The 16560-nt window shown below is 71.0% G+C and carries 12 protein-coding genes, 1 pseudogene and 1 riboswitch; of the genes and pseudogenes, 6 read left to right on the top strand and 7 right to left on the bottom strand.

Features of this window, described 5'->3' with window-relative positions; genetic code table 11:
- Positions 1-315: 315 nt before the first annotated feature.
- Positions 316-1416: an XdhC/CoxI family protein gene (locus D1369_RS02915; protein WP_007386638.1), complete on the bottom strand. Its 1101-nt coding sequence runs from the start codon at positions 1414-1416 to the stop codon at positions 316-318.
- Positions 1409-1877 (bottom strand): annotated as a pseudogene (locus tag D1369_RS02910) (VWA domain-containing protein); the annotation flags it as partial. The pseudogene D1369_RS02910 and the gene D1369_RS02915, both read right to left, overlap by 8 nt.
- A gap of 169 nt (positions 1878-2046) precedes the next feature.
- On the opposite strand from D1369_RS02910, the gene D1369_RS02905 reads away from it, so the two are divergent.
- Together D1369_RS02905 and D1369_RS02900 are read left to right on the top strand one after the other, a co-directional pair.
- A complete protein-coding gene (locus D1369_RS02905) occupies positions 2047-4011 on the top strand; it encodes a TetM/TetW/TetO/TetS family tetracycline resistance ribosomal protection protein (protein ID WP_007386640.1) in 1965 nt (654 codons plus the stop codon).
- Between the two features lie 83 nt (positions 4012-4094).
- Positions 4095-5948: a cellulase family glycosylhydrolase gene (locus D1369_RS02900; RefSeq protein ID WP_007386641.1), complete on the top strand. Its 1854-nt coding sequence runs from the start codon at positions 4095-4097 to the stop codon at positions 5946-5948.
- 86 nt (positions 5949-6034) lie between these two features.
- Here the strand turns inward: D1369_RS02900 and D1369_RS02895 are convergent, their stop codons facing one another.
- Complete coding sequence (locus D1369_RS02895; RefSeq protein WP_007386642.1) at positions 6035-7279, bottom strand: YncE family protein; 1245 nt, start codon at positions 7277-7279, stop codon at positions 6035-6037.
- Positions 7280-7462: 183 nt separating this feature from the next.
- Here D1369_RS02895 and D1369_RS02890 point away from each other — a divergent pair, with 183 nt between their 5' ends.
- A complete protein-coding gene (locus tag D1369_RS02890; RefSeq protein ID WP_118083109.1) occupies positions 7463-8125 on the top strand; it encodes a TetR family transcriptional regulator in 663 nt (220 codons plus the stop codon).
- 233 nt (positions 8126-8358) lie between these two features.
- Here the strand turns inward: D1369_RS02890 and D1369_RS02885 are convergent, their stop codons facing one another.
- Positions 8359-9588 (bottom strand): glycosyltransferase, encoded by a 1230-nt coding sequence (locus tag D1369_RS02885; protein WP_118082230.1) that lies wholly within the window; start codon positions 9586-9588, stop codon positions 8359-8361.
- A 203-nt stretch (positions 9589-9791) separates the two neighbouring features.
- Here D1369_RS02885 and D1369_RS02880 point away from each other — a divergent pair, with 203 nt between their 5' ends.
- Positions 9792-11759, top strand: a complete 1968-nt coding sequence (locus D1369_RS02880; protein ID WP_007386646.1) for a ricin-type beta-trefoil lectin domain protein — start codon at positions 9792-9794, stop codon at positions 11757-11759.
- Between the two features lies 1 nt (position 11760).
- On the opposite strand, the gene D1369_RS02875 is transcribed toward D1369_RS02880, so the two are convergent.
- Positions 11761-12612: a bifunctional 5,10-methylenetetrahydrofolate dehydrogenase/5,10-methenyltetrahydrofolate cyclohydrolase gene (locus tag D1369_RS02875; protein WP_007386647.1), complete on the bottom strand. Its 852-nt coding sequence runs from the start codon at positions 12610-12612 to the stop codon at positions 11761-11763.
- 22 nt (positions 12613-12634) lie between these two features.
- Positions 12635-12717: riboswitch (ZMP/ZTP riboswitch) on the bottom strand.
- 356 nt (positions 12718-13073) lie between these two features.
- Complete coding sequence (locus D1369_RS02870; RefSeq protein WP_007386648.1) at positions 13074-13439, bottom strand: nuclear transport factor 2 family protein; 366 nt, start codon at positions 13437-13439, stop codon at positions 13074-13076.
- A 171-nt stretch (positions 13440-13610) separates the two neighbouring features.
- Between D1369_RS02870 and D1369_RS02865 the strand changes: the two genes are divergently transcribed.
- Positions 13611-13904, top strand: coding sequence for a hypothetical protein (locus tag D1369_RS02865; RefSeq protein WP_007386649.1), 294 nt, complete (start codon positions 13611-13613; stop codon positions 13902-13904).
- A gap of 307 nt (positions 13905-14211) precedes the next feature.
- On the opposite strand, the gene D1369_RS02855 is transcribed toward D1369_RS02865, so the two are convergent.
- Positions 14212-15966: an ABC transporter ATP-binding protein gene (locus tag D1369_RS02855; RefSeq protein ID WP_007386650.1), complete on the bottom strand. Its 1755-nt coding sequence runs from the start codon at positions 15964-15966 to the stop codon at positions 14212-14214.
- A 151-nt stretch (positions 15967-16117) separates the two neighbouring features.
- Between D1369_RS02855 and D1369_RS02850 the strand changes: the two genes are divergently transcribed.
- The gene (locus D1369_RS02850) at positions 16118-16306 is read left to right on the top strand and encodes a metal-sensing transcriptional repressor (protein WP_037902357.1); all 189 of its coding nucleotides are present in this window, start codon (positions 16118-16120) and stop codon (positions 16304-16306) included.
- Positions 16307-16560 lie beyond the last annotated feature (254 nt).

The following is a 16560-nucleotide window of genomic DNA, read 5'->3' as shown; positions in this document are numbered from 1 at the left end:
ACCGCTCGGCCGGGCTCGCGGGCCTGACCGTCGTCCCCCTGTTCGCCGCGCTCGCACCGGCCCACCGGCGCTCATGAGATCCGGGCCGCTCCGTGTACAGGGAAGCGGCCCGGACGCTGCGAGTGTGCGCTTTCACGGACCTCCTTCCCGATCGGAGGCGGGGTGAGGGCTCGGACGCCCTCTCCCGTACTCGCCGCCTACCCCCTGGGGCGCACCTCACACCTTTGCACCTCACACCTTTCGATTCCGTCGTATCCGGCGGTGGCCGCCGGCCGCTCGGCGACCGGTGCATACAGGACTTCCTCCAGACAGTCTTCACGCAGACGGATGGATCGCCCCCGCCGTCGCCGTCAGCGGAGCACCGCTGCCGCCCCAGCGCAGGGCGACGATCTCGGCGGCCACGGACACGGCGACCTCCTCCGGCGTACGGGCCCCCAGGTCCAGGCCGACCGGCGAGCGCAGCCGTGACAGCTCGGCCTCGGTGAGCCCGGATTCGGTGAGCCGCTTCATCCGGTCGTCGTGCGTACGGCGGCTGCCCATCGCCCCGATGTACGCCGCGGGCCGGCGCAGCGCCTCCTCCAGCAGGGGCACGTCGAACTTCGGGTCGTGGGTCAGGACGCAGATCACGGTGCGATCGTCGGTCTCGGTGCCGCCGAGGTAGCGGTGCGGCCAGTCCACGACGACCTCCACGCCCTCCGGGAAGCGCTTCGGCGTGGCGAAGACCGGGCGGGCGTCGCAGACCGTGACCCGGTAGCCGAGGAAGGCGCCGATCCGGGCGACCGCTGCCGCGTAGTCGATCGCACCGAAGACCAGCATGCGCGGCGGCGGGGCGAAGGAGTGCAGGAAGACCCCGACCGCGTCCTCGCGCCTCTCCCCGCGCGGGCCGTAGTGCCTCAACCCGGTCGCGCCCAGGGCGAGTTCACCGCGCGCGTCGGCGGTGACCGCGACGTCGAGGCCGGTGGTGCCGAGCGTGCCCGCGACGCGGTCGGGCCACACGGCGAGCGTGGCACCGCGGGGCGCCGGGCCGTCCACCACGGTCGCCACGGTCACCGGGCGGCCAGCGGCGACCGACTCCGCGATCTCGGCGAACGCGGGATCGGTGGCGGCCGTCACGGACCGGACGAGAAGCGTGATCTCCCCGCCGCAGGTGAGCCCGACCGCGAACGCGTCCGCGTCGCTGTAGCCGAAGGTCTCCAGGCGGGCCTCGCCGCTCGCCACGACCTCCTGGGCCAGTTCGAAGACGGCCCCTTCGACGCAGCCGCCGGACACACTGCCGACGACCTCGTCGTCCGGGCCGACAGCCATGGCCGCGCCCGGATCGCGCGGTGCGCTGCGGCTCGTGGAGACGACCGTGGCCAGTCCGAACGGCAGCCCTGCCGTGTACCAGCCGTTCAGCACCGGGAGGATGTCACGCATCGTCGGCTCCTTTCACCACCGCCGCCGGACGTTCCAGCGCGGCCAGGCTGTGCCCCTCGACGAACGCGTCCACGCTCGGCAGCGCGACCGCCGTCCCGGCGGCCAGGGCCGCGTAACCGGGGCGCGCCTTGATCGGATCGGCCCAGATCACCCGGTGCGCCAGCCGGTGCAAGCGTCGCATCCGGGCCGCGAGCAGCTCCGGATCGCCACGCTCCCAGCCGTCCGACAGCACCACCACGGCCGCCCCGTGTGCCGTGCCCCGCTACCCCCAGTGGTCCAGGAACTCGAGCAGCGGCTCACCGAGCCGGGTACCCAGCAGCGCGTCGGCGTACGGCGCCATCGAACCGCTGACGTCCACCAGCAGGAGCCCTCCAGCGGGGGCACTCGGCCCGTGGCGGTTCCGGAGACGGGCCGTCTCCCCACCTTGCGGCGACAGCTCCCCGCACTGTCCGGTGCGGATCTGTTCGTGGTGGCGGAGCGCCCCGTCGAGCGTTAATCCGTTGCCCCCGGAGCTCGCACCTGCTGCACTTCAGGTGTCCTTGCCGTCGCACGATCCTGGAGCCGTAATGCGCACTGCGTCCATGTCCATCCCGGAAGGAATCTCCCTCTCTCCAAAGGACATGACGCTTCGTGCACCTGCTCAACCTCGGGATCCTCGCCCACGTCGACGCCGGTAAGACCAGTCTGACCGAGCGGCTGCTGCACTCGGTCGGAGTCATCGACGAGCTCGGCAGCGTCGACGCCGGCAGCACACAGACCGACACCCTCGCGCTGGAGCGGCGGCGCGGTATCACCATCAAGTCGGCCGTCGTCTCCTTCGCGGTCGACGACATGACCGTCAACCTCATCGACACCCCCGGCCACCCGGACTTCATCGCCGAGGTGGAGCGCGTCCTCGGTGTGCTCGACGGCGCCGTGCTGGTCGTCTCGGCCGTCGAGGGCGTCCAGGCGCAGACTCGGGTCCTGATGCGGACCCTCCAGCGGCTGCGCATCCCGACCCTCCTCTTCGTCAACAAGATCGACCGGCGGGGAGCCCGGTACGACCATGTCCTGCGGGCCGTCGCCGAGCGGCTCACCCCGGCGATCGTGCCGATGGGGACGGTGGACCGACCCGGTACGCGCGCGGCCCGGTTCCTCCCGGGGACCGGCGCCCACGACGTCCTCGCGGACCATGACGACGAACTGCTGTCGGCCTGGGTCGAGGGGCGGGTCGACGAGGCTCGGCTGCACGGGGCGCTGGTCGCGCAGACCCGGCAGGCCCTGGTGCACCCGGTGTACTTCGGGTCGGCGGTCACGGGCGCCGGCGTGCCCGAACTGATCACCGGCATCACGGAGTTGCTGCCCGCCGCCGACGGCGACCGGGAGGGGCCCGTCTCCGGCACGGTGTTCAAGGTCGAACGGGGCCCCGCGGGGGAGAAGATCGCGTACGCGCGCCTGTTCTCCGGCACCCTTGGCATCCGCGACCGGGTTCCGTTCGGCGAGGCGCGCACCGAGGGCCGTGTCACCGCGATCAGCGTGTTCGACGGCGGCACCGAGACCCAGCGGGACGCGGTCCCGGCGGGACGGATCGCCAAGCTCTGGGGCCTCACCGGCATCCGCGTCGGCGACGCCCTCGGCGAACCCCGCAAGGCCCACGACCGCTTCTTCGCCCCGCCCTCGCTCGAAACGGTCGTCGTGCCGGGCCCGGGCACGGACGCCAGGTCCCTCCACCTCGCCCTCACCCGGCTCGCCGAGCAGGACCCGCTCATCGACCTGCGCCACGACGAGGTCCGCAGGGAGACCTCCGTCTCGCTCTACGGCGAGGTCCAGAAGGAGGTCGTCCAGGCCACGCTCGCCGAGGAGTTCGGCCTCGACGTCACCTTCCGCGAGACCACGCCCCTGTGCATCGAGCGCCCGGCCGGGACGGGCGCGGCCGCCGAGTTCGTCAAGAAGGACGCCAACCCCTTTCTCGCCACCGTCGGCCTGCGCGTCGACCCGGCACCGGTCGGCTCGGGCGTGGCCTTCCGGCTGGAGGTGGAGCTCGGCGCCATGCCGTACGCCTTCTTCAAGGCCGTCGAGGACACCGTGCGCGAAACCCTCGGGCAGGGCCTCGACGGCTGGCAGGTCACCGACTGCACGGTGACCATGACCCACTGCGGCTACTGCCCCCGGCAGAGCCACGCCCACCAGGGCTTCGACAAGAGCATGTCCAGCACCGGAGCCGACTTCCGGGGCCTGACCCCGCTGGTCCTCGTCGAGGCGCTGCGCCGGGCGGGCACCCGGGTCTACGAGCCGATGCACCGGTTCCGCGTCGAGGCCCCGGCCGACGCCCTCGGCGCCCTGCTGCCGGTGCTGGACGCGCTGCGGGCCGTACCGCAGACGACGGAGATCCTGGGCGACCGGTGTGTCCTGGAGGGCGCGGTACCGGCCGCCCGGGTGCACGGACTTGAGCAGCGGCTGCCCGGACTGACGCGCGGCGAGGGGGAGTTGGAGACCGGCTTCGACCACTACGCGCCGGTCTCCCACGGAACCGTTCCGCGACGCCCACGCAGTGATCACAACCCGCTCAACCGGCAGGAGTATCTGTTGAACGTGACACGTCGAGTCGGCGGGTGAGGCGGCAGAGGCGACGAAAGTGAACCTTACTCATTAGTCAGATGGTGTTGACGTTGTACCGAAATGGCCGGACTGTAAGGGACATGCCGAATAAACGCGCACGTCTGCTCGTTGTTCTGGTTGTCCTCTGTGGATTCCTGACGGTCGCGGGCGCCCGGCCCGCATCCGCCGACACCCTCACCGACTCCCTCTCGTTCGACGACACCCCCCTCACCGTCCAGAACGGACGGTTCGTCGACGGCAACGGCCGCGAGGTCGTGCTGCGTGGCTACAACGTCTCCGGCGAGACCAAGCTCGCCGAGAACAAGGGCCTGCCCTTCGCCTCGGTCGCCGACGCCAGGAAGTCGGCCACCGCGCTGAGAGCCCTCGGCGGCGGCAACTCCGTGCGCTTCCTGCTCTCCTGGGCCTACGCGGAACCGGTGAAGGGCCAGGTCGACACCACGTACCTGGCGAACGCCACCGCACAGATGCGCGCGTTCCTCGACGCGGGCATCCGGGTCTACCCCGACTTCCACCAGGACCTGTACTCCCGCTGGCTGTTCAACTCGGGCAGCTGGTACACCGGCGACGGCGCCCCCGCCTGGGCCGTGGCGCTCGGCAACTACCCCGCCGAGTCCTGCGGCATCTGCATCATGTGGGGCCAGAACATCACCCAGAACGGCGCGGTGAAGGCCGGCCAGTACGACTTCTGGCACAACAGGTACGGGCTCCAGGACTCCTTCCTGGCCACCGCCCAGAAGACCATGGCGTACCTCAAGGCGAACCTCGCCACCGAGGAGTTCGCCGGCGTGGTCGGCTTCGACCCCTACAACGAGCCCTACGCCGGCAGCTACGACTCCGGACAGAACAGCCGCACCTGGGAACGCGACCTGCTGTGGCCCTTCTACGTGAAGTTCCGGGCCCGGATGGACGCGGCGGGCTGGACGGACAAGCCCGCCCTGGTCGAGCCGAACCTGTTCTGGAACGGCAACGTCAGTAAGGAGGAGGGCGGCCTCCTCGACGTCGGTACGCTCGGCTCCCGGTACGTCTTCAACACCCACTTCTACGACCAGAAGGCCATCTCCGGCATCCTGATGTGGGGCAACGCCTCCGACGGCCAGTACGTCGGCGACTTCGGCACGGTCCGCGACCGGGCCTCGGCGCTCGGCACCACGGCGGTCGTCAGCGAGTTCGGGCACCCGCTGAACGGCTCGACCGCGGGCAAGGCCCCCACCGTCCTCAAGGCCATGTACCAGGCCCTCGACTCCCGGGTGAAGGGGGCCAACTGGTGGTCCACGCCCGCCGGTTCGGGACCGGTCCTCTCCGGCACGCAGTGGCAGTGGGACCTCTACAACGGCCGTCACCACGAGTTGATGAACGACAATCCCGGCAAGGTCATGACCTCGGGCGACGCCTGGAACGACGAGGACCTCTCGGCTGTGAAGCTCGACGACTCGGGCACGGCGGTGCTCCGCCAGGACTCCCGGCTCCTCGACCGTGTCTACCCGAGCGCCACCTCCGGCTCCACGGTCGCCTTCACGTACGAGGACCGCTCACGCGACGGATCCACGACACTGACCTGGAACCCGGTGCCGAGCAGCCTGCCCAACGTCTCGTCGCTGGTCGGGTCCGGCCAGTACGCGGTGCTCGTGTGGCGCTCGGGAAGCGGCTCGGCGCCCACCGAACTCCATCTGCCCGCGTCCTTCCCGACCGCGGCCACCACTGTCGTCTCCGACCTGGCCACGGTGTACGGCCCGCCGCCCTACACCTCGTCCACCCCGGTCGGCGCGGCGGTCGAACCGGGCGGCACGGGCAGTCGCCGACTGCTGCTCACCGACTCGGACTCGGGCGTCCTGCACTACGCGCTGGTGACCAACGGGGCGACCTCGCCCTCGGCATCCGTGCTGAGCGCGGCCAAGTCGGAACTCGCGACCTGGACGGTCCAGAAGTTCGGCTGATCCCGTCCCCATCGGACGGCAGGGCCGGTGCCGCCTCCGGAAGGAGTGAGGTGGCACCGGCCCTGCCGCGGCATCCGGCGTTCGTGCTACGAGGAGGGACTCGTCCAGTCGGCGGCCACATGCCCGAGCCGCACCCGCTGCGGATGGTCGCCCACCGGCACGGACACCGTCTTCTGGCCGGTCGCGAAGTCGATCGCGGTGACCTGGTCGGCACCGCTCTCGGACACGACACAGCTCTTGCCGTCGCCGCTGACGGTCGCCCAGTAGGGCTTCGAGGCGGGGACGAGCGGGCCCTCCTGAAGGGTGGTGCGGTTCACGACGGTCGCGTAGTCGTCCATCGTGCCCGCGACACACAGCTTGCTGCCGTCCGGGCTCATCGAAAGGCCGTGGTGGCGCGAGTCGTTGACCATGGTGGTGCGGTCGTCGCTGGTCGCGGGGTTCTTCGGCAGGGTCTTCGTACGGGTGATCTTGTCGGTGGCGACGTCGTACTCGAAGAAGCCGTTGAAGAACGACACCTGGAAGTACAGCTTGGACTCGTCCGGCGAGAACACGGCGGGCCGGACGGCGTCGGAGTAGTCCTTGAGGCCGATCGCGTTCAGCTTGTCCCGCATGTCGATGATCTTGACCTGCTTGTAGGTCGTGGCGTCGACCACCGTGATGTGCCGGTCGCCCTTCGTGAAGTCCTGCCACGGGGCGTCGGAGTCGGTGTTCACGTCACCGATCGCCATGTTCCAGATGTACTTGCCGTCCCGGGTGAAGATGTTCTCGTGCGGCTTGTCGCCGGTGGCGAACGAGCCGAGCTGCTGACCGGTGTTGATGTTCAGCACGTGCACGGTGTTGGCGGTGGAGGCCGACACCGCGACCCGAGTGCCGTCGGGGGAGACCGCCATGTGGTCGGCGCGGTAACCCGAGACCTTGAAGCGCCAGTTGATCTTCCCGGTGGCGAGGTCGATCGACACCACGTCCGCGAAGCTCGGCCGTGACACGACCACCGACCTGCCGTCCGGCGTGGAGTACATGTCGTCGACGAACTGGTCGTGGCCCTCACCGACGCTGTTGCGGATCGCCATGAAGTAGATCCACTTGATCGGGTCGGCGTTGATCTCCGCCATCCGTGCGTCCTTGTCGGGGACGACGTTGATCCGGCCGATCTTCGCCAGGTCGCCGGAGGACTTGATGACGTCGGCGGTGCCGTCCCAGTTGTTGCCCACGAACAGCACCTCGCGCAGGGCGGCGGTGTCCGCGGCGGAGGCGGCGGTCACGGGGGCGGTGACGGTCAGGACGACGGCTGCGGCCATGGCACACAGGTGTCTGGGTTTGAGAACAGGCATGACGGGTCTCCCTCTGGCGGCTCATGACGGGGGCATGCCAAAACGGCAAAACTGAAGACGGGTGCTTTCAGAGTTAACTTACTGAAAAGTAAGGAAGGGGGGCCCTTCTCCACAAGACTGCGTACGCGACAAACTTGGCGCTCACAGAGAAGGCCGGACGTGCCGGCCCGGATGGGAGGTGCGGTGACGGGCAGGCTCAAGGCCCCAACCGGTCGCTACGGCGGCAAGACGGCCGCGGAGCGACAGGCCGAGCGGCGCCGACGTTTCCTGGACGCGGCCCTCCAGCTCTTCGGGGACGCACCCGGCTACCGCGCCACGACCGTCGCGGCCCTCAGCGAGGCCGCGGCCCTTTCCACCCGCCAGTTCTACGAGGAGTTCCGCACCCTCGAGGACGTCCTGGCCGCGCTTCACCTGGAGGTCAACGACTGGGCGACGGCCGCCGTGGTGGCCGCGGTGGCCGACGCGGACCACCTGCCGCTCGCCGAGCGCGCGGCCGCGATCTTCCGCGCCTACGCGGCGAACGTCACGTCCGATCCCCGCCGTGTGCGGATCACCTTCGTGGAGATCATCGGCGTCAGCCCGCGTCTGGAGGAGCAACGGCTGGCCCGTCGGGCGCACTGGGTCGACCTGGTGTGCGCCGAGGCGAACCGGGCCGTCGCGCGGGGGGAGGCGGCCCCGCGGGACTACCGGCTCGCGGCGACCGGGTTCATCGGCAGCGTGAACGGGCTGCTGCACGACTGGAGCGCGGGGTGGGTGGACGCGACGCTGGACGAGGTCGTGGAGGAACTCGTGCGGCAGCTGCTGGGGATTCTCCGGCCGGCGGGGTGGGAGCCGGCCCCGGCGTGAGGGCGGCCGTGCTCGGCCGCCGTGCCGTCGTGGCCGGTCCTGCCCAGCCGGCCGAGTCGCCTGTCGGCACGGCCGGGTGCCCCTGAGGCGACGCCGTCAGCGGTCCACGGGCGGGGTGGGAGCCGGCCCCGGCGTGAGGGCGGCCGTGCTCGGCCGCGGTGCCGTGGTGGCCGGTCGCGCCCTGCCGGCCGAGTCGCCTGTCGGCACGGCCCGGTGCCCCTGAGGCGACGCCGTCAGCGGTCCAGTCGGTTCACGGCGTCCACCACGGGGCGCACGCCGTCCTCCGCCCGGATGTGGGCGCCCAGCGTCCGCGCCCGCTCCCGATGTTCCGCGTCCCTCGTCGCCCGGACCAGTGCCTCCCCCAGCGCATCGGCGGTCAGCCGCCGCAAGGGCAGGGCGCGCGGGGCCACGCCCAGGGCGACCAGCCGTGCGGCCCAGAAGCTCTCGTCGAACTGGATCGGTACCGGCACCGCCGGAACTCCCGCGCGCAGGCCCGCGGCCGTCGTGCCCGCGCCCGCGTGGTGGACCACCGCCGCCATGTGCGGGAACAACGCTGAGTGGGGCACCTCGTCGATGGTCAGCATGCCGTCCCCCGCCGCCGCCAGACCCGCCCAGCCGCGCTGGATCACACCGCGCAGCCCGGCCCGGCGCAGCGCCCGTACGATCTCGGCGCTGGTGCGCGCGGGATCGGGAACGGTCGCGCTGCCCAGGCCCACGAAGACCGGGGGAGGGCCGGCCTCGACGAACGTCCGCAGGTCGCCGGGGAGCGGGGCGTCGCCGTCGTACGGCCACCAGTAGCCCGCCACGTCGAGTCCGGACCGCCAGTCGCGGGGCCGGGCGACCACCCGGGGGCTGAAGCCGTGCAGGACCGGCCAGCCCTGCCGCTCGCGGGAGCGCAGTGCCGCGGCCGTGCCCAGCGGAGGCAGACCGAGGCGGGCCCGGACCGGCGGGAGGGCCGCGCCGAAGACCTGCTCCACCGCCAGGTTCAGGCCCAGCCCGACGACCCGGTTGCCGAACGGCCCCCAGGAGCCGACGCCCAGCATGGGTGGTGCGAACTCCCGGGTGGCCGCGAGGGGTTGGAGGTTGAGCCCGAGGCTGGGCAGTCGCAGGCCCTCGGCGACGGCGTGGCCCAGCGGGGCCACCGATCCGGAGAGGAGCAGTGCGTCGCTCGCCCGGGCGGCTGTCACCAGGTCGTCCGCCATCCGTCCGGCCAGGGACCGGGCCATCGCGACCACCCGCACCAGCTTGCCCACTCCGGTCGTGCTGCGGTGCAGCGCCTGCCCGCGCGAGGACTCCAGCTCCGCCCGGGGATCGACCGGCAGCGCGTGGAAGCCGATACCGGCCCGCGCCGCCAGCAGCTCGAAGCGCTCGTGGGTGACCAGGGTGACCTCGTGCCCGGCCCGCGCCAGACCGTGCCCCAGGCCCGTGAACGGGGCCACGTCGCCCCGGGAACCCGCTGTCATGATCGCTACTCGCACGCCGGACAGTATGGCGCCGCGGGCGGCCGTCCCGCGCGAAGACCCCGTGCTCTCAGGCCAGTTCACCCTTGTCACAGCCGTTGACTTCATCCTCCCGTGGCTCTAGCTTCAGCGCGCACGATGTTCGAATGACCGGCCTCAGTTCGAAATATCGGCCAATGCTGGTGTCCCCCCGCTGAAGGAGCCGCATGTACCCCCCGCCGCGAACGACCCGCAGGGGTCTCGCACATCGCTTCCGAGCCGCGGCCGTCCGCGCTCTCGTCCTCGCCCTGAGCGCCTGCGCCGCGCTGCTCTTCGCCCAGCCGTCCCCCGCGCAGGCCGCCACCTCCCGGCAGATACCGGTGCCCTCGGCCCCGATGGGCTGGGCGTCGTGGAACAGCTTCGCCGCGAAGATCGACTACAGCGTCATCAAGGCGCAGGTCGACGCGTTCGTCGCGTCCGGTCTCCCGGCGGCGGGATACAAGTACATCAACATCGACGAGGGCTGGTGGCAGGGCACCCGCGACAGCGCCGGGAACATCACCGTCGACGAGTCCGAGTGGCCCGGCGGCATGAAGGCCATCGCCGACTACATCCACGGCAAGGGCCTCAAGGCCGGCATCTACACGGACGCGGGCAAGGACGGCTGCGGCTACTACTACCCGACGGGCCGCCCCGCCGCCCCCGGCTCGGGCAGCGAGGGCCACTACGACCAGGACATGCTCCAGTTCTCCCAGTGGGGCTTCGACTTCGTGAAGGTCGACTGGTGCGGCGGTGACGCGGAGGGACTCGACGCGAAGACGACCTACCAGTCGATCAGCGACGCGATCACCAGGGCCACCGCGACCACGGGCCGCCCGATGACCCTGTCGCTGTGCAACTGGGGCCGGCAGAACCCGTGGAACTGGGCGCCGGGACAGGGCGCGATGTGGCGGACCAACGACGACATCATCATCTACGGCAACAAGCCGTCGATGACGAACCTGCTGACCAACTACGACCGGAACCTGCACCCCACCGCCCAGCACACCGGCTATTACAACGACCCGGACATGCTGATGGTCGGCATGGACGGCTTCACCGCCGCCCAGAACCGCACCCACATGAACCTGTGGGCCGTCTCCGGCGCCCCGCTCCTGGCCGGCAACAACCTGGCCACCATGACCACCGAGACCGCGAACATCCTCAAGAACCCCGAGGTCGTCGCCGTCGACCAGGACCCGCGCGGCCTCCAGGGCGTCAAGGTCGCCGAGGACACCACCGGACTCCAGGTCTACGGCAAGGTCCTGTCCGGCACCGGCAACCGTGCCGTCGTCCTCCTCAACCGCACCTCCGCCGCCCAGAACATCACCGTCCGCTGGTCCGACCTGGGCCTCACCAACGCGAACGCCACCGTCCGTGACCTGTGGGCGCGCTCCAACCTCGGCTCGTACGGCACCGGTTACACCACCAGCGTCCCGGCGGGCGGCTCGGTGATGCTCACGGTCACCGGCGGCACCGAGGCCGCGAGCAGCACCTACACCGGCACGTCGAACTTCTCCGGAGTCGTCGCCGCGAACACCGGGATCAAGACCGTCGACATCGCCTACACCAACAACACCTCGGCGGCCCGCACCGCCTCCCTCAAGGTCAACGGCCAGGGCGCGACCACGGTCTCCTTCCCGCCCACCGGCTCCTCCCAGGGCACCGTCTCGGTCCAGGTCGGTCTGTCCAAGGGCTCCTCCAACACGCTGACCTTCACGGGCGCCCCGGCACTCGCCGACATCACAGTCCACCCGCTGCCCGGCACCGACAGCACCCTCGCCGTGGGCACCCAGTCGGGCCGCTGCCTCGACCTCTACGACAACACCATCGGCAACGGCACCCAGGCCGAGCTGTGGGACTGCAACGGCGGCCAGAACCAGCAGTGGACGTACACCTCCCGCAAGGAACTCGTGGTGTACGGCAACAAGTGCCTGGACGCCTACAACCTCGGCACGACCAACGGCACCAAGGTCGTGATCTGGGACTGCAACGGCCAGAACAACCAGAAGTGGAACGTCAACAGCGACGGCACGATCACCAACGTCAACGCCGGTCTCTGCCTGGACGCCTACAACGCGGGCACCGCCAACGGCACCCAGACGGTGCTGTGGTCGTGCAACGGCCAGGCCAACCAGAAGTGGACGCTGAACTGATCTAGCCCTGCCGGGCGGCGGCCTCCGCTGCCTGAACGGTCTGCTCCAGCAGCGTGGCGATGGTCATCGGACCGACCCCGCCCGGCACCGGCGTGATCAGCGAGGCCCGCTCCACCGCGGAGTCGAAGTCGACGTCACCGACGTTCCCCTCGTTGTAGCCGGCGTCGATCACGACCGCGCCGGGCTTGATGTCCTGGCCCCGGATCAGCCGGGGCCGGCCCACCGCCGCGACGACGATGTCCGCCTCCCGTACGGCCGCCGACAGGTCCGCCGTACGGGAGTGGCAGTAGGTCACCGTGGCGTCCCGGGCGAGCAGCAGCATCCCGGCCGGCTTGCCGAGGATCGCGCTGCGGCCCACGACCACGGCCCGCTTTCCGGCCGGGTCGACGCCGTACTCGTCGAGCAGCCGCATGATCCCGCCGGGTGTGCACGACACGAAGCCCGGCAGTCCGAAGCTCATCGTCGCGAAGGAGGCGAAGGTGACCCCGTCGACGTCCTTCTCCGGCGCGATCGCCTCGAACGCGGCCCGCTCGTCGAGGTGCGGGCCCATCGGGTGCTGGAGCAGGATGCCGTGCACGGTGGGGTCGGCGGAGAGGGCGCGCAGCGCGGTGACCAGTTCCTCCGTGGTGGTGGTCGCGGGCAGCTCCACGTGCCGCGACTCGATCCCGGCCGTGCGGCACCGGTTGCGCTTCATACGGACGTAGGTGACGGAGGCGGGGTCCTCGCCGACCAGCACCGTCGCGAGACAGGGCGCCTTTCCGGTGCGCCCGGTGAGGTCGGCCGCCCGCTCGGCGGTCTCCTCGACGATGCGCCGGGCGAGCGCGGTGCCCTCCATGAGCCGTGCCTGAGACATGATCCACTCCTGAGCCGATCGAAGGAATCGCCCAGGCGCACGGCATCGAGTGTGCGAACCGCTCCACGGTGGTGCTCCACCTCAGCGCCAGTCACGGTCCGGCCCTCACATTACTGACTTCGGCTCATCAGGGTGACTCTGGCAGCCGAGCTGTTCGAGCAGAAGGGTGAGCCTGAAATCGGCCTACCAGTGGCACCAGCTGTGGTGGGACACGGGCGAGCGCGACTGCATCGCGCCGATCGACGGCCTCCACCACGGCGAGGTCGGCCAGGCTGTCCCGGGCCAGGACCGCGAGCATCTGCTGGCTGAGCACACCGGGGACCAGCCGAACCAGTCGCTCTGCAGGGCGACCTGGGCCGCCGCCAGGGCGGGCCGGGCGCGGTCCCCGACGGTGTCACAGGTCGTCGCCCGAGAAGGCCCAGGTCACAGCCGTGACCTGACCGGCCCCTCGGTTCGGGTTCCTACTCGTCCCACGCCTCGACGATGATCTGCTCGGAGATCCTGCCGTCGCGCAGGGTGACCATCGACTCGGACAGGACGCGCATCCCGTCCGCGTACTGGCAGGACTCGCTGTAGGCCGCGCGATCGCCCTGGACCACGCACCCTTCCAGCTTGTGGGTCATGTCGCGGCTGTAGACGTCGCTCAGCATCGCGCCGATCTCGTCGCGGCCGTGCAGGACCTTGGGGTGGCTGGGTGTGGCGTTCCGGTTGACGAGGCGTATCTCCGCGTCGTCCGTGTAGAGAGACAGAAGCGTCTCGGGGGTGTGGCCTTCGATGCCCCGGCGCAGGGTGTCGGTGTCGAAGTCCGAGCTTGCCGCGGTGCCCATGGTGACCTCCTTCGAGGGCCCGGCCCGACGAGGAGCGGGCCGCGCAGGCCCTGTTTCTTAGAGCCTCCTCCGCCCCGGCGGCCACGGCAAGCGCAGGGAGGCGCTCCGCCTGACGGGTGAGGGGGACGAGTCGGCCGTGTCCGTGAGGGGCCCGCCCCCGTTTCTGAAAGCATGATCTCAACTCGACGTATCGTCGCCGCCGTCGGTCTCGCCGTCGGCGTCACCGGTCTCACCGCCCCCCTCGCGAACGCGGCCGACGTGGCCGCCCCGACCGCCGGTGGGCTCAACCCGATCGCGGTGATCGACTCGCTCTCGATGAGTGGCATCCCCGCGGAGCACAAGGACGAGATCCCGCCGGTCTCCCGGCAGCTGGCCGGCCTCAACCAGCTCAACGACCTGAACCAGCTGGGCCAGATCACCGGCCTCGTCGCCCCCGTCACCGGGCTGGTGCCGGCCGTCCACTGACCCTCTCGCACACGAACCGAGGGCCGCCCGGACCACCGGGCGGCCCTCGACGCATGTCCGCTCAGGTGGGCAGGACGTGGAGTCCGCGGGTGGACGGGCAGGGTGAGGAGGGTGTCCTGTGCCTCGGGCCGTGCGGGCACTTACGGAGTCGGCGGAACTCAAGCGCGCGGGAACGGAGTTGGTTTGGGGCCAGTTCCGAGCGGCCGCATGCCGTCGGGCGGCCGGGGTGGTCGATGCGGGCGGCGAGGGTGTCGTACGCCAGAGAACGAGGCGAGCCCCGTCCAGCGGGCGGGGTCCAGCGGTGCGTTCATCCCGTGCTGGCCAGGAATTGCGTCGCCGCGAGTTCCGCGTACAAGGGGTCCCCTGCGACCAGCTCCCGATGCGTCCCCACCGCCCGCACCCGTCCCGCGTCCATGACCACGATCCGGTCGGCCATCGTCACCGTGGACAGCCGGTGCGCGACGACCAGCACCGTGGTTGTCCGCGCCACGTCCGCCACCGTGTCCCGAAGGGCCGCCTCGTTCACCGCGTCCAGCTGGGACGTGGCCTCGTCCAGCAGCAGCAACCGGGGCCGCCGCAGCAACGCCCGGGCGATCGCCACCCGCTGGCGCTCCCCGCCCGAGAGCTTGGTCCCCCGGTGCCCGACCAGCGTCTCCAGCCCGCCGGGCAGTTTGGCCACCAGAGCGTCGAGCCGGGTCGTCTTCAGGACGCGCGTCACCGCGTCCTCGTCCGCCTCCGGATTGCCGAGCAGCAGATTCTCCCGCAGCGACCCCGACAGGACGGGCGCGTCCTGCTCCACATACCCGATCACGGACCGGAGTTGCGGCAGATCCCACTCCGCGAGGTCCCGCCCGTCCACGGTCACGACCCCGGCCTCGGGATCGTAGAACCGCTCGATCAGCGAGAACACCGTCGTCTTACCGGCCCCCGACGGCCCGACGAACGCCGTCATCCCCCGCGCGGGGACATCGAAGGTCACCCCGTGATGGACGTACGGCAGATCGTCGGCATAGCGGAACCGGACGTCCACGAAGGCGACGGACGCCGGTGCGGCCCCGTCGGCGGGCAACGGCGCGGGCAGCGCGGCCGGTTCGGCGGGCAGGCGCAGCGCCTCCTGGATACGGGCGAGCGCCGCGGACCCCGTCTGGTACTGCGTGATCGCCCCGACCACCTGCTGGATCGGGGACATGAGATAGAAGACGTACAGCAGGAACGCGACCAGCGTGCCGACCTCGATGGCACCGGTGGCGACCCGCGCGCCGCCCACCGCGAGCACCGTGATGAACGCGATCTGCATCGCGAGCCCCGCCGTGTTGCCCGCGGCCGCCGACCACTTGGCGGCCCGCACGCTCTGCCGCCACGACTCCTCGGCCGCCGCGTGCAGCGACTGCTCCTCGCGGTGCTCGGCGCCGGACGCCTTGACCGTGCGCAGCGCCCCGAGGATGCGTTCCAGCGCGGCACCCATCACGCCGACGGCGTCCTGGGCCTGCCGGCTCGCCCGGTTGATGCGCGGCACGATCACCCCGAGGACCGTGCCCGCGACCAGGATCACCGCCAGCGTGACGCCCAGCAGCACCGGGTCGACCAGGCCCATCATCACCACGGTCGCCACCAGCGTGAGCCCGCCGGTCCCGAGGCCCACGAGCGAGTCGGTGGTGACCTCGCGCAGCAAGGTGGTGTCCGAGGTGATCCGGGCCATCAGGTCGCCGGGTTCGGTGCGGTCCACGGCCGTGATGCGCAGGCGCAGCAGATACGACGACAGCGCGCGCCGCGCACCGAGCACCACCGACTCCGCGGTGCGCCGCAGCACGTACGAACCCAGCGCGCCCACGGCCGCGTTGGCGATGACCAGCCCCGACATGACGAACAACGCGCCGGTGATCGTGCGGTCGTGGGACAGGTCGTCGATCAACTCCCGTGCCACCAGCGGTAGCAGCAGACCGGTGGCCCCCGTCAGGAGCGAGAGCACGGCACCGAGGAGGAGGGTCCACCGGTGCGGCCGTACGTATCCGAGGAGCAGCCGCCAGGTCGGCGGTCCGGTCTCCGTCTCGGTGCTGCTCACGGTGCTCCTCGGGTCCCGACGGCGTACGGAGCCTTCAGGCTACGTCGGCACTCTTCCGCGGGGCTCACAAGTTCCGGGCGCCGTCGAGGTCAGCGGTTGTGGGGCAGCCTGTGATGGTGGAGTTCAGTTCCAGGGCGAGGAACTCAAGTCGGTGCTGAACCGGCTGCGCCGGGCACAGGGGCAGATCTCCGGTGTGATCAAGATGATCGAGGAGGGCTGGGGCTGCGAGGGCTTGGTCACCCAGCTCGCCGCGGCCTCCCGCACCCTCGACCGGGGCGACGGCGAGACGACGGAGGAGATGAAGGCCCGGCTGGAGAAGCTGTTCCTGTCCCTGGCGTGAACGGCACAGGACGGGCGTCCGCCGGCATGCTCGCGGCCACGGCCCGGAGCGCCACAGCGAACGCCCGCTGCAGTGCGCCTGCCGACACCTTGGCCAGCCGACGTCCACGCCGGTTCCACGAGGTCGGGCCGCCCCATCGTGCCGAGCAGCAGTGAGCCGCCGGTGAAGACGCCCGCCGCCCGCCCGCCAGGCCTCCTCCAGGACGTAGGACGTAGGACGTGTGGCGCGGGGTGGCGCCCGGAGTAAGCCGCGGT

This window comes from Streptomyces sp. CC0208 (genome assembly GCF_003443735.1).
Taxonomy (GTDB): domain Bacteria; phylum Actinomycetota; class Actinomycetes; order Streptomycetales; family Streptomycetaceae; genus Streptomyces; species Streptomyces sviceus.
This window is presented reverse-complemented; position numbering and strand designations above follow the sequence as displayed.

Coding starts and splice junctions, on each gene's coding strand:
- D1369_RS02915 (WP_007386638.1), bottom strand. CDS start 1,416: ATGCGTGACATCCTCCCGGTGCTGAACGGCTGGTACACGGCAGGGCTG.
- D1369_RS02900 (WP_007386641.1), top strand. CDS start 4,095: ATGCCGAATAAACGCGCACGTCTGCTCGTTGTTCTGGTTGTCCTCTGT.
- D1369_RS02895 (WP_007386642.1), bottom strand. CDS start 7,279: ATGCCTGTTCTCAAACCCAGACACCTGTGTGCCATGGCCGCAGCCGTC.
- D1369_RS02885 (WP_118082230.1), bottom strand. CDS start 9,588: ATGACAGCGGGTTCCCGGGGCGACGTGGCCCCGTTCACGGGCCTGGGG.
- D1369_RS02880 (WP_007386646.1), top strand. CDS start 9,792: ATGTACCCCCCGCCGCGAACGACCCGCAGGGGTCTCGCACATCGCTTC.
- D1369_RS02875 (WP_007386647.1), bottom strand. CDS start 12,612: ATGTCTCAGGCACGGCTCATGGAGGGCACCGCGCTCGCCCGGCGCATC.
- D1369_RS02870 (WP_007386648.1), bottom strand. CDS start 13,439: ATGGGCACCGCGGCAAGCTCGGACTTCGACACCGACACCCTGCGCCGG.
- D1369_RS02865 (WP_007386649.1), top strand. CDS start 13,611: ATGATCTCAACTCGACGTATCGTCGCCGCCGTCGGTCTCGCCGTCGGC.